Source organism: Paraburkholderia sp. XV (assembly GCF_020177535.1).
GTDB classification, from domain to species: Bacteria; Pseudomonadota; Gammaproteobacteria; order Burkholderiales; family Burkholderiaceae; genus Paraburkholderia; species Paraburkholderia caribensis.
This window is the reverse complement of record NZ_JAGUUD010000028.1, coordinates 42,356-63,307: the sequence shown is the minus strand read 5'-3', so window position 1 is coordinate 63,307 and position 20,952 is coordinate 42,356. Positions and strand designations below refer to the sequence as shown.

At 65.5% G+C, this 20,952-nt stretch carries 15 protein-coding genes; 5 read left to right on the top strand and 10 right to left on the bottom strand.

The annotated features are described in order from the left end of the window. Nucleotides 1-287 precede the first annotated feature (287 nt). On the bottom strand, nt 288-911 hold the full coding sequence (locus KFO72_RS16350; protein ID WP_225032572.1) for a DUF2239 family protein: 624 nt from the start codon (nt 909-911) through the stop codon (nt 288-290). Between the two features lie 207 nt (nt 912-1,118). Here KFO72_RS16350 and KFO72_RS16345 point away from each other — a divergent pair, with 207 nt between their 5' ends. From KFO72_RS16345 to KFO72_RS16325, 5 genes are all read left to right on the top strand, one after another. Continuing rightward, the gene (locus KFO72_RS16345; protein ID WP_225032571.1) at nt 1,119-1,442 is read left to right on the top strand and encodes a hypothetical protein; all 324 of its coding nucleotides are present in this window, start codon (nt 1,119-1,121) and stop codon (nt 1,440-1,442) included. Nucleotides 1,443-1,615: 173 nt separating this feature from the next. Beyond that, nucleotides 1,616-2,125, top strand: a complete 510-nt coding sequence (locus tag KFO72_RS16340; RefSeq protein ID WP_054929519.1) for a spore coat U domain-containing protein — start codon at nt 1,616-1,618, stop codon at nt 2,123-2,125. A gap of 16 nt (nt 2,126-2,141) precedes the next feature. After that, nucleotides 2,142-3,077 carry a molecular chaperone gene (locus tag KFO72_RS16335; protein ID WP_225032570.1) on the top strand — a complete coding sequence of 312 codons (936 nt, stop codon included), beginning with the start codon at nt 2,142-2,144 and terminating at the stop codon, nt 3,075-3,077. A gap of 13 nt (nt 3,078-3,090) precedes the next feature. Then, nucleotides 3,091-5,643 (top strand): fimbria/pilus outer membrane usher protein, encoded by a 2,553-nt coding sequence (locus tag KFO72_RS16330; RefSeq protein WP_225032569.1) that lies wholly within the window; start codon nt 3,091-3,093, stop codon nt 5,641-5,643. Next, on the top strand, nt 5,640-6,617 hold the full coding sequence (locus KFO72_RS16325) for a spore coat protein U domain-containing protein (protein ID WP_054929516.1): 978 nt from the start codon (nt 5,640-5,642) through the stop codon (nt 6,615-6,617). The genes KFO72_RS16330 and KFO72_RS16325 overlap by 4 nt, the downstream gene beginning before the upstream one ends. Nucleotides 6,618-6,650: 33 nt before the next feature. Here the strand turns inward: KFO72_RS16325 and KFO72_RS16320 are convergent, their stop codons facing one another. The 9 genes from KFO72_RS16320 to KFO72_RS16280 all read right to left on the bottom strand — a co-directional run bounded on the left by KFO72_RS16320 (nt 6,651) and on the right by KFO72_RS16280 (nt 20,782). Next, the gene (locus KFO72_RS16320; RefSeq protein WP_225032568.1) at nt 6,651-11,564 is read right to left on the bottom strand and encodes a response regulator; all 4,914 of its coding nucleotides are present in this window, start codon (nt 11,562-11,564) and stop codon (nt 6,651-6,653) included. A 302-nt stretch (nt 11,565-11,866) separates the two neighbouring features. Continuing rightward, nucleotides 11,867-13,501, bottom strand: coding sequence for a response regulator (locus KFO72_RS16315; RefSeq protein WP_224099749.1), 1,635 nt, complete (start codon nt 13,499-13,501; stop codon nt 11,867-11,869). Beyond that, complete coding sequence (locus KFO72_RS16310) at nt 13,498-14,946, bottom strand: sensor histidine kinase (RefSeq protein WP_224099750.1); 1,449 nt, start codon at nt 14,944-14,946, stop codon at nt 13,498-13,500. The genes KFO72_RS16315 and KFO72_RS16310 overlap by 4 nt, the downstream gene beginning before the upstream one ends. Continuing rightward, the gene (locus KFO72_RS16305) at nt 14,909-16,072 is read right to left on the bottom strand and encodes an ATP-binding protein (protein WP_225032567.1); all 1,164 of its coding nucleotides are present in this window, start codon (nt 16,070-16,072) and stop codon (nt 14,909-14,911) included. Before KFO72_RS16305 ends, KFO72_RS16310 begins: the two co-directional genes overlap by 38 nt. Then, nucleotides 16,057-16,482 (bottom strand): anti-sigma regulatory factor, encoded by a 426-nt coding sequence (locus KFO72_RS16300; protein ID WP_035987038.1) that lies wholly within the window; start codon nt 16,480-16,482, stop codon nt 16,057-16,059. Before KFO72_RS16300 ends, KFO72_RS16305 begins: the two co-directional genes overlap by 16 nt. Nucleotides 16,483-16,501: 19 nt before the next feature. Then, a complete protein-coding gene (locus KFO72_RS16295; RefSeq protein WP_035987040.1) occupies nt 16,502-16,858 on the bottom strand; it encodes an STAS domain-containing protein in 357 nt (118 codons plus the stop codon). Between the two features lie 9 nt (nt 16,859-16,867). After that, complete coding sequence (locus tag KFO72_RS16290; protein ID WP_225032566.1) at nt 16,868-17,731, bottom strand: STAS domain-containing protein; 864 nt, start codon at nt 17,729-17,731, stop codon at nt 16,868-16,870. Between the two features lie 238 nt (nt 17,732-17,969). Next, the gene (locus KFO72_RS16285; protein WP_054929510.1) at nt 17,970-19,676 is read right to left on the bottom strand and encodes a tannase/feruloyl esterase family alpha/beta hydrolase; all 1,707 of its coding nucleotides are present in this window, start codon (nt 19,674-19,676) and stop codon (nt 17,970-17,972) included. Continuing rightward, nucleotides 19,673-20,782 carry an OpgC domain-containing protein gene (locus tag KFO72_RS16280; RefSeq protein WP_225032565.1) on the bottom strand — a complete coding sequence of 370 codons (1,110 nt, stop codon included), beginning with the start codon at nt 20,780-20,782 and terminating at the stop codon, nt 19,673-19,675. The genes KFO72_RS16285 and KFO72_RS16280 overlap by 4 nt, the downstream gene beginning before the upstream one ends. Nucleotides 20,783-20,952 lie beyond the last annotated feature (170 nt).

Here is a 20,952-nt window from a genome sequence, read left to right as displayed (position 1 = left end):
GACTTGATGAACGGATGCACGGCATAAGAAAGCCGGCATGAGGGTTTGCGCGAAGTGATTGGCCTGTTATCGGACGAAGCCGGCGCGGGGAGCAGGGCGACTTCGGAAGTCAGCCTTTGGGAGTTATCTGATATCGGACCGCGTGTCCTGGTCCCTACACTGCATAGGCTGCGTGACCCCGATTGAGTAGCGCAAGCGATGTTGTAACTCTCCGACTTTCCGCTCATGCTCCCCGGCGTGAGCGGTTTTTTTTCGCCTGTTGCTTTTCGGCTGTGCGCGCTCAGGCGTCAGGCGTTCGCCGATGCATCCACGTCGAGCGCCCGTTTCGCCAGCTTGCGCGTGTGATCGCGCACATCGACGGGCCATGCGGCTGTCATGGCATCGAAGCGGGCGGCGTCGTTCGCAAACAGCGCGCGCGTCGCTTCTTCGTAACCGGCGAGATCGCCTGCCATCGCCGTCATGAAACGATATGCCGCTTCCTGCGCCTGACGCATGCGGTCCTTTCCTTCACTCGCGCTCCGCGCCGCGTCGACCAGCTTGCGCAGCACAACCGACGCGCCGCCCGGCTGCCCGTTCAACCATTCCCAATGCCTGGGCAGCAGCGTGACCTCACGCGCGACGACACCCAGCTTCGGTCGGCCGCGACCGCGTGAGGCCGTGGCTTCGTCGCTCGTGGGGTCGGTTTGGCGCACTTCACCGTCGGGCTGACCGGCGAGCCGGGCAAGCACGTCGCTCGCGGAGCCGCGCAGGTCGAGGTCGATAGGACGGCTGGTCTGGTCGTCGAAGATCAGCACGGAAGCGCCGCCGCGCTCCGTCGCAGCCTTCACCGCCAGCGCAACGTCCTTCAACGCGCCCGACGCGAGAAGTCGAACGCCTTCGAAGGCCGTGCAGGTTGTTGCGTGAGTTGCCATGTCGGGCCTCGCATCGTATGGAATCAATGTCCACATTTTATCCGGGTATAAATACAAAGCGCAATATCACCCGGATAAAAATACAACACCCGCCATCGGACGACATCTGATCTAAAAACCCACGCCGCATTGCCGTTATCCAGAGTAGAGGCCGCGACGACGAAAGATCGCCAAGGCCATTGCCGCAACATCTGTCCGGGTAGTTCCATGTTCCTTCACCGCTATTCGCGTCGTCCGTCATCGCTAGCGGGACGCTGGGGTGCGCTTGCGCTCGCCGCCTCGCTCTGTCTTTCACCTGCCGTCGTCGAGAAGACCGCTTACGCCGCGACGGCCGCCAGCGAGATCCAGGTATCGCTCACGATCCACGATGTCTGCACGATGAACACCGATGCCGTTCAGCCGAAAGTCACGTGCTCGGCAGGCGCGCCGTTCCGCGTCTATCGGGACGGCCACTTCGCGCGCGGAAACGAACAGCCGTTGGGTGTTTTTGCCGCTGCCGCGCACCAGACCGCAGTAGAGATTGCTTTCTAACAAATCGCATAAATTCAGCACAATCTGCGACAAAACATTCGTTTAGCATCCGTTTGTCCAACTTTTAAGCCGTATCTAACAAATAGTTACATCTTCAGACAATAGCGGTTCCATACTCGGATCGTCGCCATAAAGAGCGCACAAAGCGCTTAGGGCTCCGTGGAGATAATTCGATGCGCTGGCGCAACCTGATCGTTCCGTGTCTGTCTGTCGCGTTGGCTGCCGCACCCGTCGTCCCCTTCAACGCGTATGCCGCTACCCGTCAGACCACCTTCACTGTCACACTGACTCTGCAGACCGACTGCCAGATCGCCGCGACGAATCTGAACTTCGGTACGTCCGGCGTGATCGCCGCGAATATCGACCAGACCAGCACGCTGACCGTCACCTGCTCGAATGGCGCGCCGTATACGGTCGGGCTCGACGCGGGCTCGGTGACCGGTTCGACGGTGGCGAACCGGCTGCTCGGGGGAACGGGCACCCCTGTGCCGACCGTCGCCTACCAGCTATATCGCGATTCCGCGCGCTCGTTGACGTGGGGCCAAACGGCCGGCACCGATACCGCCGCCGGCACAGGCACGGGCGCAGCGCAAACGCTGACGGTGTACGGGCGCGTCGCGCCGCAGAACACGCCGGCGGCGGGCACCTATACGTCGACCGTCACCGCGACCGTCACTTTCTGATGCCATGATCGCGTCGTTGAAACGAGCCGCATGCCGGCTCGCGGGCGGTGCTTTGCGCCGCGCGCGGCGGGTGGCAGCCGCTGACAGTCATCCATGCGCCACAGTTCGCCCGGCGGCCGGGACGCGAACGCGGACCGCGCGCAGCATTCGACTGGCCTCGACACGCCGCGGATTCGTAGCGACGTCGCTCTGCTGCATCGCCGCCCTGCACACGGGCGCGGTCCACGCCGCCGCGCTGCAGGTCACGCCCATCCGGCTCGACCTGGCCGCCGACCGTCCCGCCGCCGTCCTCACGCTGCACAACGTCGGCACCACGCCGCTCAACGCGCAGGTCCGCGTGTTCGCGTGGAGCCAAAGCGCCGACGAAGACCATCTGGAACGCACCGACGACATCGTCGCGAGTCCGCCCATCGTCCAGGTCGCGCCGGGGGCCGATCAGACCGTGCGCATCCTGCGCGTCGCGAAAGGCGAAGTGAGCGCCGAGGAGACCTACCGTCTGCTGATCGACGAGATTCCGAACGGCCAGAGCACGGACGCGACCGGCGTGCGCATGCAGTTGCGTTACTCCGTGCCTGTGTTCGTCGGTGCGCCGCCCGACGGCAAGCCGCCTGCGCTGCAGTTCGCGCTCGAACGCACCGCACCGGACGGCGCCACCCAGGGATCGGCTCCACCAGCAACCGCCCTGATGCTGCGCGCGGTGAACCGCGACGCGACGCACGCGCAATTGAGCAAGGTCAAGCTGACCTGGCACGACGGCCAGTCGACGCTGCTCACGCCCGGCCTGCTCGGCTATGCGCTGCCGCATGCGACACGACGCTGGCCCATCGCGAACGCACCCGCCGATGCGCGCGAGGCAACGCTGTCAGTGGTCGTCAACGGGCAGCCGGTGACCGCGCGTGTACGCGTGGAATCGGGTGCCGCGACGCCTGCCGACAGCGCGCCCGCGCGCTAATAACGGCGGATCGATGCCATGGCGCCAGCGACACGCTGCAATCTACAGCGCCTGTACGGGCATCGCGTGGCCGCTGATGTGCGCGCAGGCGTGGAGCGCGCCGCCGGACACCAGCGCCACGGGCGAGACAGCGCCCGCGCTCAGCGTCGCCGCACAGCCGATGCTGTCGTCGCCGCGCGCACCGACAAACGCGCCCATCCCGGCTGCGCCCGCAAACGGCGATGTCTATCTCGAAGTGACGATCAACGGCGAATCGACGAAGCAAATTGCGCACTTCGTCGTGACCGACGCAATGATCTACACGACACCCAATGAACTACGCGACGTCGGCATTCGCACCGACGATCTGCCGCCGCCCGGCACCAACGGCCTGATCGCGCTCGGCACGATTCCGGGCCTGCGCTACACGTATCGTCCCGAGCAGCAGCGGCTCGACCTGCAGGTCGTCGATGCGCGCCGCCAGCCTGCCACGCTGGAGAACATTCCTGCGCGGCCGCCCATGTCGGCGAGCGGCACGGGGCTCGTGATCAACTACGAGTTCAGCGCGCAGACCAATTCGCCGACACAGTACGGTCTCTACAGCGAGGAACGCTTCTTCTACCCGGGCGGCCTGCTCGACAACACGGGCACCGCGTACTGGTATCGCAACCTGCATCGTTACGTGCGGCTCGACACCACGTGGAGCCATTCGAACCCGGACACGATGGTGACCACCCGTATCGGCGACACGATCTCGTCGTCGCTGACATGGACGCGGCCCGTGCGTCTCGGCGGCGCGCAGGTATCGCGCGATTTCACGCTGCGTCCCGATCTCATCACCTATCCCGTGCCGACGCTCGCGGGCAGCTCCGCCGTGCCAAGCGCCGTCGATCTGTACGTGAACAACGTGCGGCAGTTCACCGGCTCGGCGCCGTCCGGGCCGTTCGTCATCAACGCCGTGCCTGCGATCAACGGCGCGGGCGAAGCGGTGATCGTCACGCGCGACGTACTGGGCCGCAGCGTGATGACGACGGTGCCGCTCTACATCGATTCGCGGCTGCTCGCACCCGGCCTCACCGACTTCTCGGTCGAAGCAGGCTTTCTGCGCCGCTCATACGCGCTCAGTTCGTTCGACTACGCGGGCGATCCTTCGTTATCCGTATCGTTCCGGCACGGCTTGACGTCGCGCATCACGCTCGAAACGCATGGCGAAGCGACGCGCGGCGTCTACAACGCGGGCGTCGGCGCGCTGCTCGAAGCGGGCGGCGCAGGCGTGCTGAACCTGGCCGTGGCGGGCAGCGCGGGCAACGGCGGCGACGGATCGCTTGCGCGCAACGTGCCCGTCACGGGTCTGTCGAACACGACGGGCGTACCCGTCGGCATCGGCTTCGTCGAAGGCACGACGAATAGCTCGTCAGGCGGCGTACTGCCGACGCCCGGCGGCAGCGGCGCGCAGTGGTCGGCGGGCTGGCAATGGCATTTGCCCGCCGTCTCAATCGACCTGCAGGCGCAACACGCGACACCGCACTACAGCGATCTTGCCTCCGCGGAAGGCACGCCCGTGCCGCGCACGACCTATCGCGCGACGCTCGCGCTGCCGTTCCGTCTGTTCGGCTCGTCGAGCACGGCGAGCGCGAGCCTCGTCGGCCTCGACGATCCTTACTACGGCGATTCGCGCATCGGCTCGCTCGCGTGGACGACGACGCTGCCCGCGAGCACGTCACTGTCGGCGAGCGTCTATCACGACTTCGGCGACACCGGCAACACGGGCGTATTCGTCGCGCTGAGCTTCCTGCTGGGCGGCTCGATGAACGCGAGCGTCAACGCGGGCAGCGATCACGGCAAGCCGCTGTTCGGCGCGGCCGTCACGCGCACGCCGGACTACGGCGGCGGCCTCGGCTGGCAGGTGCAGACTTCGCGCCAGAACGGCCAGCAGCAATCGCTCGCGCAGGCCACCTGGCGCGGCCGTTACGGCGACCTGATCGGCAGCGTCGCGAACGTCGGCTCGCGCACGTATGGCGAAGTGGACGCGTCCGGGTCGATCGTGCTGATGGCGGGCGACGTGCTCGCGGGACGCCGCATCGACGACGCCTTCGCACTCGTCTCCACCGACGGCGTGCCGCACGTTCCCGTGCTGCACGAAAACCGCGAGATCGGCGAGACGAACGGCGCGGGGCATCTGCTCGTGCCCGACCTCGTCGCCTACGAGCCGAACCATCTCGCCATCGATCCGCTCGGCCTGCCCGCCGACACCTCCGTCGCCACCACGCGCCTGAACCTCGCGCCGCAATCGCGCGCGGGCGTGCTCGCACGTTTCCCGCTGCGCGACTTCACGGGCGCGCAACTGATCGTCGTCGATACTGCTGGCAAGCCGCTGCCTGCGGGCGCCGTGCTGACGCAGCGCGAAACGGGCAAGCGCTATGTGGTCGGCTATGACGGCCTTGCCTTCATCGACGACATGCGCGCGGCCAACGCGTTCACGTCGACATCGGCGCAGGGACCGTGCGAAGTCGATGTGACGTTCGAGCGCAAAGGCGGCGGACTGCCGACGCTCGGCCCGTTCACCTGCAAGGCGCGTTCACCATGAAGCGCGCACCATGGCCCGTTCTGGTCGTTCTGCTCGTCGCATGGCTGGCCTGCACACCGCGCATCGCGCTCGCGCAGACCTGCAACGCCATCGCGTCGAGTCTGAATTTCGGTCAGGTGAGCCCGATTGCCGGCACGACGGCGAGCACGTCGTCGACCATCACGATCAATTGCACGGGCATGGGCGTGCTGCCCGTGCGCGCCTGCGTGAACATCGGCACGGGCAGCGGCGGCAGCAGCTACCTGCCGCGTGTCGCGCTGAACGGCACGAGTCAGCTGCAATACAACCTCTATACGACATCGGGCGGCAGCACCGTGTGGGGCTCGCGCGGCTCGACGACGTACGCGCCCATCGCCGTCGACGTCGTCCAGAACGGCCTGACGGGCGCCGGCTCCGCGACGCTCACCGTCTATGGACGCGTGCCCGCCTCGCAGACTTCGCTCGTCGCGGGCACCTATACGTCGACCTTCGCGGGTGCGTTGCAGGCGGAACTCGACTATGCGGCATATCTGCTGGTGGCGCCCGCGTGCGCTTCGCTGACCTCGCCGAGCAGTACCTTCAGCTTCGCGGTCAGCGCAAGCGTGATCAACGACTGCACGATCTCGTCGACGAACATCAACTTCGGCACAGCCGGCGTGCTCAACTCGACGCTCACGGCGACGGGCACGCTGAGCGTCGCGTGCACGAACAACGACGCGTATTCGATTGCGCTGTCGGCGGGCGCGGGCAGCGGCGCAACCGTCGCCGACCGCGTGATGACGCGCAGCGGCGGCAGCGACAAGATTCACTACCAGCTGTATCAGAACGCCAGCCACTCGCTGCCGTGGGGCGACGGCACGAACGGCACGACCGCCCTGACGGGCACGGGGACGGGTTCGTCGCAAAGCGTGACGGTCTACGCGCGCGTGTTGCCGCAAACGACGCCGCAAGCAGGCACCTACATCGACACCGTGATCGCGACGATCACCTACTGAGGCAGAACCTACCGAGCCAGACGCGGCGAAAAATCATTCGACACATGCGCGCAATGCGTTGACGAGATCGAGCGGATCGTACGGCTTGCGCAATTGCGCGACGCCCTGCAATTGCGTCCGCTGCTGAGCCGACAAAGCCGCGTCCGAGCCCGTGACGAAAATCACGCGCATGCCGGGCTGGCGCGCGGCGGCGTCGATGGCCAGATCGACGCCCGACTCGCCCGCCAGCCCGACGTCCGTCAACAGCACGTCGAAATCGCGCTCGTGCAGCATCTGCGACGCTTGCGCCGCGCTCGCCGCCTCGGCGACTTCGAGGCCGAAAGTGCGCAGCAGCTCCGCCGTGCTGACGCGCACCAGTTCGTCGTCTTCAACGAACAGAATGCGCAGGTCGCGGATCGCTTCGAACGTCTCGTTGCTGTGCCGGTCGACGACCCTGACGGTTTGCGAGTCCTGCGCCTGCAGCGTGACGGTGTCGTCCGGCCGCGCGTACTGCACCTGTAGCGCGTGCTGGATCTTGCGCGCGAGCGCTTCCTGCGAATACGGCTTGCTCAACAGCTCGACGCCTTCGTCCAGCCGCCCGCCGTGCACGATCGCGTTGTCCGTGTAGCCCGACGTGAACAGCACCGCGATGCCCGGCTGACGCTCGCGCGCCTTGCGCGCCAGCTCCGTGCTGCGCAGCGGCCCGGGCATCACGACATCCGTGAAAAGCAGATGGATCGGCACGCCGCTTTCGACGATCGCCAGCGCGCTTTGCGCATCCTTCGCCCTCAGCACGCGATAGCCGAGCGACGCCAGCATCTCGACCACCGTCGTGCGTACGTCTTCATCGTCCTCGACGACGAGTATCGTCTCCGCGCCGCCTTTGGCCGGTCCTGCGTCGACATCCGTTTCGAGATCCTCTTCCTCGCGCACGCGCGGCAGATACAGACGGATCGTCGTGCCGTGCCCCATCTCGCTGTAGATCTTCACATGGCCGCCCGACTGCTTGACGAAGCCATACACCATGCTCAAGCCCAGCCCCGTGCCCTGTCCTTCCGGCTTGGTCGTGAAGAACGGCTCGAACACATGCTCCTGCACATCGGTTGACATGCCCGAGCCGGTATCGGTGACGGCGACCATCACGTACTGGCCCGGCGTGACGTCGGCGTGACGCTTCGCGTACGCATCGTCGAGCGATGCATTGCCCGCTTCGATGGTCAGCTTGCCGTGGCCGTCCATCGCATCGCGCGCATTGATCGCGAGATTGAGCAGCGCGTTCTCCACCTGAAACGGATCGACGAGCGTATTCCACAATCCGCCCGACACGATGGTCTCGATCTCGATGCCGTCGCCCAACGCGCGCCGCAGCATGTCGTCGAGACCGCGCACGAAGCGCCCGAGGTTCACCACCTTCGGCGCGAGCGGTTGACGACGGCCGAACGCGAGCAGTTGCGACGCGAGCTTCGCGCCGCGCGCGACGCCGCCGAGCGCATTGCGCACGCGTTGCGCGGGCCGCTCCTGGCCAACCACGTCGTCGGCGAGCAGTTGCAGATTGCCGCCGATCACCTGCAGCAGATTGTTGAAGTCGTGCGCGACGCCGCCCGTCAGCTTGCCGATGGCTTCCATCTTCTGCGCGACGCGCAAAGCTTCTTCCGCGTGACGCAGCGCTTCCTGCGTTTCGCGGTCGCTCGTCACGTCGCGGCCGACGCCGTGAATGCGCTCCGTATCGGGATCGAGCGAAAGCGTCCACGCGATCCAGCGCCAACCGCCGTCGATATGCTTCAGCCGGTTCTCGAAACGCGTCGGCGCACCCGTGCGGCGCAGCTCGTCGAGGTGCGCCTTGACCATCGAATGGTCGTCGGCGTGAATCAACGAGAAGTACGACTGCAATGCGAGCCAGTGCATGTCGTGACCGAGCACGCGCGTCCACGAAGGACTGATGCGCTGCAACTCGCCATTGAAACCCGCGACCACCAGCAGGTCTTCACTGAAGTCCCACAGACGGTCGCGATCCGCGACGGCTTCGATCACGCGCGCCTCGAGCGTTTCGTTCAATTCGCGCAGCGCCTCTTGCGCCTTCGTGCGCTCGGCGATTTCGCGTTGCGCGGCCTGATAGAGGCGTGCATTGTCGATGGCCGTCGCGGCCTGCGCGGCGATGCCTTCGACGACGCGCTCCGCGCGCGCGGTGAACACACCCGGCGTCGGATGTCCGAAGAACAGTCCGCCGAGCACTTCGCCCGTGCGCGACACGACGGGCGCAGCAAGATAGCTGCGCACCTGCAGATGGCCCTCGGGCATCCCGCGATGCGGCGGGTTGCGGCCGTAGCGCGCGTCTTTCGTAATGTCGTCGGAACGCACGATGCCTTCGCCCTGGAACGTCGGTGCGAATACGGCCGTGTTGCGCGGCATCGGAAACTTCGCGAAGCTGTCTTTCGGCACGCCCGACAGCGTGTACAGCATGTAGCTGCCGCCCTTGTCGTCCTGCACGTTGTAGAAAAACGCGCCGAACGCGGCGCCTGTCAGTTCCGTCGCGGCATCGACGACGACCTGCACCGCGCGGTTCAGGTCGAGTTCCGCCGCGACCGCGGTGCCGACGCGGTTCAGGATTTCGAGCGTGCGCGACTCTTCGCGCAGTCGGTTGCCTGTTTCTCGCCGCAAGCGCGCGAGTTGCAGATTGCCCGCGACGCGCGCGAGCAGTTCGCGCGCCGCGAACGGCTTGATCAGATAGTCGTCCGCGCCCGATTCGAGGCCGCCCACTTTCGCCTCTTCGCCCGCACGCGCCGACAGCAGCAGCACGGGCGTTTCGCGCAGTTCGGCGTCGGCGCGCAACGCGCGCAACAGGCCAAAGCCGTCGAGCTTCGGCATCATCACGTCGGACACGATCAGCTCGGGCTGCAGGTTGCGCGCGGCCGCGAGCGCTTCCTCGCCGTCGCAAGCAAGATGCACATCATGACCCGCCGCCGACAGAATACGCCGCATGTAGTCACGCAGATCGGCGTTGTCGTCGACGACGAGCAGCTTGCCCGTCGCTCGGCCGTCTACCCCGGCGGACGGTGTTTCGCCGGTGGCGGGCAGCGGGCCCGGATCGCTGGCACTGTCATCCGGGTACGCATCAGGCAGCCAGCGCAGCGCGGCGTCCGCGTAGCTGTGCGCGCTCGCGCTCGTCGTCGCGCGCGCGCTGTTACCGGACGCAGGGTCCATCGATAGCGTAGCCGGCAGCACGACCGTAAATCGCGTGCCGACGCCGAGTTCGCTCTCGACATGAATCACGCCGTCATGCAGCCGCACCAGCTCGCTGACGAGCGCGAGCCCGATGCCGCTGCCTTCGACCGACCGCCCCACCGCGCCTTCGACGCGATGGAAACGTTCGAACAGGCGCGGAATCTCGTGCTCGGGAATGCCGATACCCGAATCGGCGACGCTCATTTCGATGCTGCCGCCCTGCGTCGCTTTCAGGCTCACCGCAATGCTGCCCGTGAGCGTGAACTTGAACGCATTCGACAGCAGATTGAGCACGACCTTCTCCCACATCTCGCGGTCGATCGACACGGGATACGGCAACGGTTCGCAATCGACTTCGAGCGTCATGCCCGCCGATTCGACCGCCGAGCGGAACAGCGACGCGAGGTCGGCGGTGAACGCCGCGAGATCGGTCGGCTGCGGATGGATCTCGATGCGCCCCGCCTGGATGCGCGAGAAGTCGAGCAGCGCATTCACGAGCTTCAGCAGCCGCAAGCCATTGCGATGCGTGACTTCGAGCAGCGGCCGGTCAGCCGTGCTGGCCGCATCGGGTTTCGCGAGCAGTTCTTCGAGCGTGCCCAGCATCAGCGTGAGCGGCGTGCGGAACTCGTGACTGATGTTCGAGAAGAAAGTCGTTTTCGCGCGATCGATTTCCGCGAGCGCTTCCGCGCGCCGCCGCTCTTCTTCGTAGGCGTCCGCGTAGCCGAGCGCTGCGCCCATCTGCCGCGCGACCAGCGTGAGAAACGTACGGTAGTTGTCGTCGACGAGCCGGTACGGATTGAGCCCGACGACCAGCACGCCGCCGCGCCCTGCTTCGCCCGACGGTTGCACGGGCAGCACAGCCGCCTGCGCGCTAGGCCGCTGCCATGCGCCCGAAGGCAAGGGCGCATCGAAGCGCTCCGCGAGATCGGGCACGATGGCCAGACGCTGGCTGCGCAGCACGTCGGCGAACGGCCACGCGGCGCCGTGCGCGGCATCCATCGATTGCGGCGCGGCGGGATGGCCCGCGCCGATGCCGCATGCGCCCGCCAGCGACGCCGACGCGCCGCCCGGCTCCGTCTGATAGAACAGCGCGAAAGTGAGGTCGTAGGGATCGCTTTCGAGCGCGCGCACGCTGCGCTCGCAGACATCGCGCCACGACAGCGCGTCGCGCGTCGCCGCGCCGATCTCCCGCAACAGGCGTAGCTGGCGTTCGCCGAGCACGCGCACGGTGTCGTCGCTGTTCGCGCAGATGATGCCGCCCGTGCCGCCGTGATCGTCGGGAATCGGGCTGTAGGAAAACGTGTAGTACGTTTCTTCCGGGTAGCCGTTGCGCTCCATGATCAGGAGCTTCTGCTCCGTGAAGGTGCCTTCGCTGCCCGTCAGCGCCGTCTCCAGCAACGGCTGAATCTCGCTCCAGATTTCGCGCCACACCGTCGACGTCGGCTGTCCGAGCGCAGCGGGATGCTTGCCGCCGATGATCGACTTGTAGGGATCGTTGTAGAAGTAGATCAGGTCCGGCCCCCAGCCGATCCAGATCGGCTGGCGCGACGTGAGCATGATGCGGATCGCCGTCTTCAGGCTTTGCGGCCAGTCGTCGGGCGCGCCGAGCGGCGTCGCGCGCCAGTCGTAGGCGCGTATCAGACCGCCCATCTCGCCGCCGCCCGCGAGGAAGCTGGGAGACGCACTGCCTGCGAGCGCCGCGTCCGCCTCAGTGGACGCGCCCGCCATCGTGTTGTCCGGTTTCATCGACGCAACCTTGAGTCTGTTTATCTATGAAACGTACATGCGAACGTCCGAAACTGGCCGCAGGGCAAGGAGCAAGGAGCGCCGTTCGGCGCGCCAGACAGGCGACGCGCGACGCCGCCGTCGGCCGGTTTTGGGCGCGCCCGTGGAATCCGTCCGGAAGTCAGAGGGGCACGTCTCATGGGTGAACTGACTCTGCGTCCCGCCGTATCGCTCTCGCCCTGCGGCCACACGCGGTACGCCGGTGTCCATGCTTGCTGCCCTCGCGCGCTACCTTGCTTCGCTGCGTTCCGTTCGACGCCCGGTCACCCCGTCGCGTCCGACCGCACGGGCGTGCCCGGATTGCGCGGCATGCCGCTCGCGCCGTCTGTCGCGATCACGCGTTCGATGTCGTCGAGCGAAGCAGGCTTCACGAGATGATGGTCGAAGCCCGCATCGCGCGTGCGCTGCCGGTCGCTGTCCTGACCATAGCCCGTGAGCGCGATCAGCAATGCGCCCGCCGTAGCCGGCTCGGCGCGCAACGCACGCGCAACCTGGTAGCCGTCGATGCCCGGCAAGCCGATATCGAGCAGCACCACTTCCGGCTTGAACTCGCCCGCCGCCGCGATCGCCGCCGCGCCGTCGTACATCACGCGCACGTCGTGGCCGAGCATTTCGAGCAGGATCGACATCGATTCGGCGCCGTCGACGCTGTCATCGACCACCAGCACACGGCGCTTCGCATCGGGCGCGCCCTGGGTGTCGTCGACGGGATTGGCGGCGGCGGGCGCCGTGTCAGTCGCGGCGTCGTCGCCGGACGTCGCCGCCCCGGAGGCTGCCGGCCACGGCGCCGCCACCTTTCCTGATGCCGCGATCGGCAATGTCACAACAAATTCCGAGCCCATTCCAAGTCCCGCAGAAAATGCCTCGATAGAGCCGCCATGCAGTTCGGTGAGCGTCTTCGCAAGCGACAGCCCGATGCCAAGACCGCCCTCCGAGCGCGCCAGCGAATCTTCCGATTGCATGAAGAGATTGAACACGTCAGCGAGTTCGTTCGGCGGAATGCCGATGCCGTTGTCGCGCACGCGGATCGTCATGATGTCTTCGGCCACGCTCGCGTCGAGCTCGATCACGCCGCCTTCGGGCGTGTACTTCGCCGCGTTCGACAGAAGATTGCTGATCACCTGCGCGACGCGGATCGGGTCGCCGTAGATCATGCATGACTCGTCGGGCACGTTGACGTGCAAAGTGTGTTGCTTCTTCTGAATGGACGGCTGGTTTGCTTCGACGGCCGTTGCGACGGCGGCGCCGAGATCGACGCATTCCATCTGCAGCGCGATCTTGCCGTGCGTGATGCGCGACACGTCGAGCAGATCGTCGACGAGCCGGCTCAGATGCTCGACCTGACGGCGCGCGATCATGCGCGCGTCGCGCACCGTCTCGGCGTTCGCGTGATGGCGCGGGTCCATCAGTTCGACGGCATTGCGGATCGGCGCAAGCGGATTGCGCAGTTCGTGCGCGAGCGTCGCGAGGAACTGGTCCTTGCGACGGTCGGCGTCGCGCAGTGCTTCCTCCGCGCGGTGCAGCCGCAATAGCGCGCGCACGTTGGCGGCGAGTTCGGCCGGCTCGATCGGCTCCGTCAGATAGCTGTCCGCGCCGCCGTCGAGCGCGCGGACCTTGTCGAACGATTGCACGGCGGCCGCCGACGTCTGCAGGATGAGCGTCGAGCGCGTTTGTGGATCGCGCTTGAGAATCGAGCAGACCTCGATGCCGCTGATATCGGGCAGCTTCACGTCGAGCAGGACGAGCGCTGGATTGTGCGTGCGCACCTGATCGAGCGCGCCCTGGCCCGTCGCCGCCTCGATGACCTCGAAACCGGCATGCACGAGCACGCGCGTTTTCGCGTAACGCGCGCCGTCGTTGTCGTCGACGTTGAGGATCAGCGGAGCGGCAACCGTCATGAGGTGCCTCCGTGCACGATGGCCGGGCCGCCGGTTGCGTCGTCCGCGCGCGGCCCGGCTACCGCTTCGAGCGGCAGCGTCGCGAAGAAGGTCGAGCCCACGCCCGGCTTGCTGTCGACACCCACGTGGCCGCCGAGCAGCGCAGCGAGCTTGCGGCACAGCGGCAAGCCGAGGCCCGTACCTTTGACCCGCTGCTGCAGATGATTCTGCACCTGGCCAAACTCTTCGAAAATCACTTGCTGGTGCTCCTCGGCGATGCCAATTCCCGTGTCGGCCACGAAGAATGTGACGTGCTCGCCATCCGGCTCCATTCGCGCGCCGACGCGTATCTCACCGCGCTCGGTAAATTTGAGCGCGTTGGAGACGAAATTACGCAGTATCTGCGTGAGCTTGGCTTCGTCGGCGAAGATGGGTGGCAAACCGTACGCGTCCTCGAAAATCAGCTTCACCGACGGATCAGTCTGAAGCGGCGTCAGCATCGGGCGCAGCGCCGCAAAGAGCCCGGTGGCCTTGAACCAGGCAGGTGTCAATTCAGTACGGCCTGCTTCGATCTTGGCGAGATCGAGCAGATCGTTGACGATTTCGGTCAGATCTTCGGCCGATTTGCGTATAAGTAGCACCTGGCGTTCCTGCTCGGCGGACAGGTCGCCGTCGAGCCGGTTCACCAGCAGATTCGACAGCGCCCGGATCGAGCTGAGCGGCGTGCGCAGTTCGTGGCTCATGTTCGACAGGAAGCGCGACTTCATCGTGTCGGCGCGCCGCAGTTCGTCCGCGCGTTCGTCCAGTTCCGCGTATAGCGCGACCACGCCGCGATTGGTGGCTTCGAGTTCCTGCGTGAGGCGGGTCAACTCGTCCTGGCGGTCGCGCAGTTCCGTCAGCGTGGCGAGCAGTTCGCGATTCTGTTCGAGCACTTCGTCGAACGAGCGGCGCGCCGCGTCCCCTGCGCTCCTTGCTCCGCCCGGACGTCCGCCCAGCGCGTTCTGCTGGACGAGGTTGCGCATGATCGCGTCGATGCCCGACGCGGCCACTTCGGGGCGGTCGAGCGGCAGGAAGCGCGCCATCGTCACAGCCGTGCCGCGTTCCGCCGACGATTCGATTTCGCACCGATCCATCAGCCGGCGGCTCCCGGCGATGCCGCGGCCCATGCCCGTCGACGACCGGTAGGTGCCGTCAAGCACCGACTCGAGTTCGCGGATGCCAGGACCGCGGTCGCGCACGTCGATGATTAGCGCCTGCGGTTTAGAAGCGCCGTCGAATGCGAAGGTCACTTCGCCGCCATACGCGTATTCGAATGCATTGCGCGCGATCTCCGAGACCGCGCTTGCGATGCGTGTCTGGTCGAGCATGGAGAAGCCGAAGCCTGCGGCGATCGCGCGCGCCTTGCGGCGCGCTGCGACGACGTCTTCCTCAGCCTCGAGCCGGATGCGCAGTATGGGGGTCGTCATGCCTGAAATGTACTCCCTGGTCTGCCTTGACGACTACCACGGTGGCGTCGTCGCGGCGTCGCGAGAAATCGCGGTACAGCACGGCGGCGATCATCACGGCCGGCTGCAGATGCAAGCCGGGATACGCCGCCAGATCCCAGCGCGTGCCGATGCCGTCCGAATGCAGGATGAGCAGCGCGTCGCGCGTCCACGCCACTTCGAATTCCTGCGAGTCGCGCATCGTATGACCGACGATGCCGTTGCGCGACGTGAGTTGCCACGTGTTGCGCGCGGCTTCGGCTGCCGTGCTCGAGCCGAGGCTCGCGCCGCCGCCCACGAGGGCCGGCTTGCCGGTATTGAAGATCGACGCCGCGATGTTGCCCGTGCCCGTGAACACGAGTTGCGAGCGTGTGAGATCGAGCCGCGCCATGGCGACGGCCGCGCCGCGTGTGGGGCGCAACGCACCGTGCGCGAGCTCCATCAGCGTGGCGGGCGAGCGGCCCGCACGGCGCCGCGCGACATCGACGGCAGCGGCCGCCGCCACATGGGCGTCGGGGCCGTGGCCGAGACCATCGGCAAGCGTGATGGTCAGGCCGTCCCGATCCGCTTCGACTCCCCACGCGTCGCCGCACACGGATTCGCCCGGATACGGCACACATACGCCGCCGATGTCGGTGCCTGCCGCCGCGCGTCCCGGGCGCTCTTTCGTGCTGCGGCTGCGCACCACGGCGCGCAGCACGGTGCCGAGATTCGGCTGCGAATACACCGACAACTCTTCCGACAGGCGCCGGATCGCGCCCAGCCCCGTGCCCGGCGAGCCCGCCGTCGTGCTGCCGTCGCGGAACGCGAGCTGCACGTCCTGCATGCCCGGACCTTTGTCGAACGCGATGATCTCGACGCCGTCGGCGAGTGTGCCCGCCGTATCCGACGGCAGGACCCGCACGAGCAGTTCGCCGTGCTGCGCATGCTTGAGGATGTTGGTCGCCGTCTCCGTGACGATCAGGGCGACCCGGCCCAGGTCCGTCTCATTGAGCGCGCCCTTTTGCGCCGCGTCATTGGCGCCACGCCGCGCGAACGCGACGCTGCTTGCGTCGGTGATTTCGAACGACGCGTGCATGGCGCGCAGACCGCTTAGCGAAGTTTCCATTTCGTGATCGACACCGTCGTGCCTTTTCCTGGTTCCGACTGGATTTCGAATTCGTCGCACAGACGCCGCGCGCCGCCGAGCCCGAGGCCGAGCCCCGAGCCGCTCGTGAAGCCGTCCTGCAACGCGCGTTCGATATCAGCAATGCCCGCGCCCTGGTCGACGAACGTCAGCTTCAGGCCCTTACGCGTGCCGTTGAGAAGCACGCTCAAGGTCGCGTCGCCGCCGCCACCGTACAAAAGCGTGTTGCGTGCCAGTTCGCTCGCGGCCGTGACGAACTTCGTCTGATCGACGAGCGAGAAACCTTGTGCGATGGCTTCGTCGCGCACGACCTGGCGAAGCTTGACGATCTCCTGATCCGAGCGCAGACCGACTTCGACAGTCGATGTCACCACCACGCCGAATGAGTTCATGTATGAGCGCCCCACCTGATCAGGGCTGCCGCTGCTTGAGCAGCGCCATGCCTCGTTCGACGTTGAGCGCCGTGCGCACCCCCGTCAACGTGAGTCCCAGTTCGACCAGCGTGATCGCGACGGACGGCTGCATGCCGACCACCACCGTCTGCGCGTCGAGCACCGTCGCCATGGCGGCCGTGTTGCTGATCATGCGGCCGATGAAGGAGTCGACGATATCCAGCGCCGAGATGTCGATCAGCACGCCTTTCGCCCTGTCCTTGACGATGCGCGCGGTCAGGTCGTCCTGTAGCGCGATGGCGAGACGGTCGTGCATGTCCACCTGAATCGCGACGATCAGGCAATCACCCATCCGCAGGATTGGAATGCGATCCATGGCGCGACCTTAGCTGACGGTGCGCGTCGGAATGCTCGACCCGCTCTTTTGCAGCGCAATGATGAAGGCATCCGCTAACGTGGACTTCGTGATGACATTGGTCAGGTCGACGCCGAGATGCACGATGGTCTGCGCAATCTGCGGACGAATACCGCTGATGATGCAATCCGCGCCCATCAGACGCGCGGCCGCGACGGTCTTCAGCAGATGTTGGGCAACGAGCGTGTCCACGGTCGGAACGCCTGTGATGTCGATGATCGAAATGGCGGCGCCCGTTTCGACGATCTTTTCCAACAGGCTTTCCATCACCACTTGCGTGCGCGCCGAATCGAGCGTGCCGATCAGCGGCAGCGCGAGAATGCCGTCCCATAGCTCCACGACGGGAGTCGACAGTTCGAGCAGTTCTTCCTGCTGACGCGCGATGATCGCTTCGCGGCTGCGCTGGAACACTTCCGTCGTGTGGAGGCCGAGCGAGTCGAGCAACAGGTTCACCGTCCAGCTCATGTCCGCGAATTCTTGCGGCTGGCTGCTGAACGCCTCGCGAAGGCGCACATACAGCGGCTGCTTCAGCGAGAAGACGAAGGTCGCGGTTTCGACGGGCGTGAAGCCCTGACGCGCGCGATGCACCGACATGTCGGCGAGAAACGCGCGCACGGGCTCCCATTCGGGGCGGGTCGCGTCGAACGTATCGGCTTTGGCGAGCGTGTCGGAGAAGATGTTCAGGAAGTTGCGGAACTGGTCGCTCATCTCCGCTTCTGTGGCGAGTCCGCGGCGCAGCGAGATCGATAGATGCTGGTTCAACCATTCCGTGAGCAGCGTATCGCGATGACGCGTCAGCACCTCGACGAGGGCCGCGCTTTTAGATGCGGTCATAAGGTCTCCGGGAAGAGTGCAGGTAAATTTTGCCCAGTTGTTTGTGTGCAAACTGTTCACGCGCATTCGATGTGCGCAAACATTACCGGAAGGCGTGTGATGCGGGCAGATAGCGGCGCCTTGCAGCATGAATCGTCCAATACTACAGGGGCGCTGCGTGATTGCGGGTGAAATGAGGGCCGAAATGTGCGGTGCGAGACGGCGGTTCCACGGGCTGCGATGCGCGCTTCCGTCTGGCTCAGGGTTCGCTGCAGACGAAGTTGTTTGCTTCGTTGAGATTGCCCTTGCCGAGATAGCGCGGGTACATCGGATAGCGGCATAGCGGACGCGAGCGGCCGTTGGTCGGCGGGGAGATGTCGGTGGCGAGCAGCGTTTCCGGTGAAACGCCGCGCGTGACCCAGTTGTCGAGGGCGCCGAGCAGATCGACGGATGGAATGAACACGCCGCCGCCATGCTGGAAGCCCGGCACCATGTAGAGACGCATGAAGGCGTTGACGCGCTCGTCGCCGTATTGGTCGATGAGGCGGTCGTAGTAGGCGATCGTCTGGTTGGGGCTGATGACTTCGTCGGCGAGGCCCTGCATCGTGATCAGTTTGCCGCCCTTCGCGATGAAACGGCCCAGGTCGGGATTCATCGCGCCGATGACCTGCGACAGCGTGGTCAGTTGCTTCTGGTATTTGCCGGGGTGCAGTACGTCGAATTTGATGGAATCGAACGTGGCGTCCTGGGTGACGAAGTAGCGGATGTAGCCGTCGGCTTGCGCGAACAGATAGCCGTTGCCTGTGAAGGTAGGCGATGTTTGACGCGCCGGGTCGCGGCCGAGTCCGAGCATGCCGTTCAGACGCGTGCCCTGGAAGACGTTGTAGCCGTGGTAGCCGCTGATGTCGTAGGCGAGCTTGTACGGCAGTTTGAGGCCGTCGCGCAGGACGTTGAGTGTCGATAGTTGCGGGTCGGTCAGACAGCCGCCTTCGTGGGCGTAGGACGTGCCGCGATGGCAGCGCAGCGAGTCGATGATTTCGGGTTCGCGCTGGCGGCATTCGGCGACATCGCTGACGATGCCGTCCGTCGCGCCGTCCAGCTTGTCGCAGACTTCAAGCGACTTCTGGTAGACGCGTTCGAGTAGTGCGGGCGGGACGAAGCCGCCGGGCGTCGCGTATTCGGCCTGGCCTACGCGTATGCCGATCAGTCGGACGCCGGAGAAATTCAGCGCGGGGGAATCGGCGATGACGCCGTCGTAGTCTTCCGGAAACCGCTGCATGACGGTGTAGCCTTCGCGGCCGCCTGTTGAACCGCCCGCGAAGTACATGCGGTCGGGTGGATGGCCGTACATGCGCACGATCAGCGCGAGGGCGGCGTCGTGGGTTTTCTTCAGATGCGCATAGCCGAAGTTCACGACGGCTTCGTCGACCAGGCCGAATACCGCGAGCGCAGAGTTGCCGACGTGGCCAGAGTCGTCGCCGAACGTGACGTAGCCTTGGGCTAGCGGTGCGCGAACCGGCGAGAACGGCATCACGCCGATGCCCGTTACGACTGTGCCGTTGTAGCCGCCGCCGCCGACCTGCAAGGCGCGGCCGTTCCATCGGCGTGGCAGGTTGAGGTCGAAGCGGATGTCGGGTGTGGTGCCTTTGATCGCGCGGATGACGCCCGTGATGCGGCAGAACTCGCCCGCGCCGTTGCCCGGGGTTTGGGCTGTGATGACGGTTGCGGTTTCGACGTGGGCGCCGTGCGTCGGAAGCGCGATGGTTTCGGCGTCGAGCCAGAGGCCGGTCAGGTCTGTGCAGCGGGTGGCGAACGGGGGTTTGGGTTTTGGGGTTGTTTGCGTTTGGCTTTCGGGTGCGGCGGGTGCGGCGGGTGTTGCCGCTGTTGCTGCGCTGGCGGCGCAGCATAGGAGCGCCGTGCGTGCTAGCCGGAACGCCGCACGCGGCCATGCGATACCGCGCTTCATCGGCAATCGGCTCCGCTAACAGCGGCGCGCGGCTGCGTCGGGCCCTTCCAGTCTTTCCAGAAGCGCGCCAGTAGCAGGACGGCGATGATCGCTGCCAGGTCGCCGGCAAGCGCCGCGAGCCCGTGGGTCAGCCCGTGGATGCTGCGCGGTGTCGCCGTGTCGACGATCAGCGAGATCAGCGTGCCTCCGACGAAGCACACTAACCCCGTCTGCCCGACCTTGATGACGGCTGGCGCTTTTTGCGCGAGTTTCGCAATGATGCCGGCGCGGACAAGGACGACGGCAACCCAGGCGATAGCGAGGAAGTTGATCACGCGTTCAATCGACAAGTTCTGTTTCAGGTGGCCAGGGAGCGGTTGGGTCAGGATGAAAAGCTTCACCACTGCGAAGGCTAGCACGGCTGTTAGGGCCGCTTTTGTAAACCAGCGGCCGGGTTTTGATTCCAGGAATTGATCCGAAACCGGATGCTCACGGCACAGGATACCGATCACGAACATCAGTTGCCAGGCGAAAGGGTTGAAAGCCCAGTCGATGACGTCGTCTATGGCGAAGAGTTTGGCTAGGGGTATGGCTAGCGCCCAGATTATGAGGCTTCCGGTTAGCGCGATAAGTGGCGCTTTTCGGGCTAGTGGGACGATGAAGGGGACCGTGATCGCGAAGATCACGTACATCGGTAAGACGCTTGATAGGTAAGGCTGGCGTCTGAGGATTGCTATGTTTAGCGCTTCCTTGATTGGTGCTGCTGTGAATATTGGCCAGCCTGTCAGGTCGACCATTGGGCGGTTTAGCTGCAGTCGCTGCAGGATCGCGCCGGAGAATAAGGTGAGGACGGCTGTTAACAGGTAGGCGCGGTAGATCTCCCAGCAGCGTTTGTAGAAGCGGTTGTGGGCGGCTTTTTCGCCTTTCTTGCTTAGGACCGCGCCGTAGGCTGCTGCGGATGCATAGCCGCCGAGGCAGACGAAGACTTCTGCTGAGTCACATAAGGCGTATGCGTGCAACATCAGGTGCTGTAACACCCCGCCCGGGATGTGGTCGAGAACAATCACGATCAGCACGATCCCTCGGAAAAAATCCACTTCGATAGAGCGCGGGCGGTGCGGGTCCATTCGAACGGCTCTTTTGGCAAGTGCGGGGCAGGTAGCGCGGGTTTGGCGGCGCTAAGGGTCGCAGGGTGTCGGGGTTTACGTGGTGTAGGAACCGTTGCGAGTGAGAACGTTCCATGCTTACGCAGGGTGAAAGGTGATGTTGGGGAAATGAAGTGGTTGGGGCGGGGAAG

Excerpts from the sequence above, each read along its gene's own strand:
- KFO72_RS16350 (WP_225032572.1), bottom strand. The coding sequence starts at position 911 with ATGGCAACTCACGCAACAACCTGCACGGCCTTCGAAGGCGTTCGACTT.
- KFO72_RS16345 (WP_225032571.1), top strand. The coding sequence starts at position 1,119 with ATGTTCCTTCACCGCTATTCGCGTCGTCCGTCATCGCTAGCGGGACGC.
- KFO72_RS16340 (WP_054929519.1), top strand. The coding sequence starts at position 1,616 with ATGCGCTGGCGCAACCTGATCGTTCCGTGTCTGTCTGTCGCGTTGGCT.
- KFO72_RS16330 (WP_225032569.1), top strand. The coding sequence starts at position 3,091 with ATGCCATGGCGCCAGCGACACGCTGCAATCTACAGCGCCTGTACGGGC.
- KFO72_RS16325 (WP_054929516.1), top strand. The coding sequence starts at position 5,640 with ATGAAGCGCGCACCATGGCCCGTTCTGGTCGTTCTGCTCGTCGCATGG.
- KFO72_RS16320 (WP_225032568.1), bottom strand. The coding sequence starts at position 11,564 with ATGAAACCGGACAACACGATGGCGGGCGCGTCCACTGAGGCGGACGCG.
- KFO72_RS16315 (WP_224099749.1), bottom strand. The coding sequence starts at position 13,501 with ATGACGGTTGCCGCTCCGCTGATCCTCAACGTCGACGACAACGACGGC.
- KFO72_RS16310 (WP_224099750.1), bottom strand. The coding sequence starts at position 14,946 with ATGACGACCCCCATACTGCGCATCCGGCTCGAGGCTGAGGAAGACGTC.
- KFO72_RS16305 (WP_225032567.1), bottom strand. The coding sequence starts at position 16,072 with ATGGAAACTTCGCTAAGCGGTCTGCGCGCCATGCACGCGTCGTTCGAA.
- KFO72_RS16300 (WP_035987038.1), bottom strand. The coding sequence starts at position 16,482 with ATGAACTCATTCGGCGTGGTGGTGACATCGACTGTCGAAGTCGGTCTG.
- KFO72_RS16295 (WP_035987040.1), bottom strand. The coding sequence starts at position 16,858 with ATGGATCGCATTCCAATCCTGCGGATGGGTGATTGCCTGATCGTCGCG.
- KFO72_RS16290 (WP_225032566.1), bottom strand. The coding sequence starts at position 17,731 with ATGACCGCATCTAAAAGCGCGGCCCTCGTCGAGGTGCTGACGCGTCAT.
- KFO72_RS16285 (WP_054929510.1), bottom strand. The coding sequence starts at position 19,676 with ATGAAGCGCGGTATCGCATGGCCGCGTGCGGCGTTCCGGCTAGCACGC.
- KFO72_RS16280 (WP_225032565.1), bottom strand. The coding sequence starts at position 20,782 with ATGGACCCGCACCGCCCGCGCTCTATCGAAGTGGATTTTTTCCGAGGG.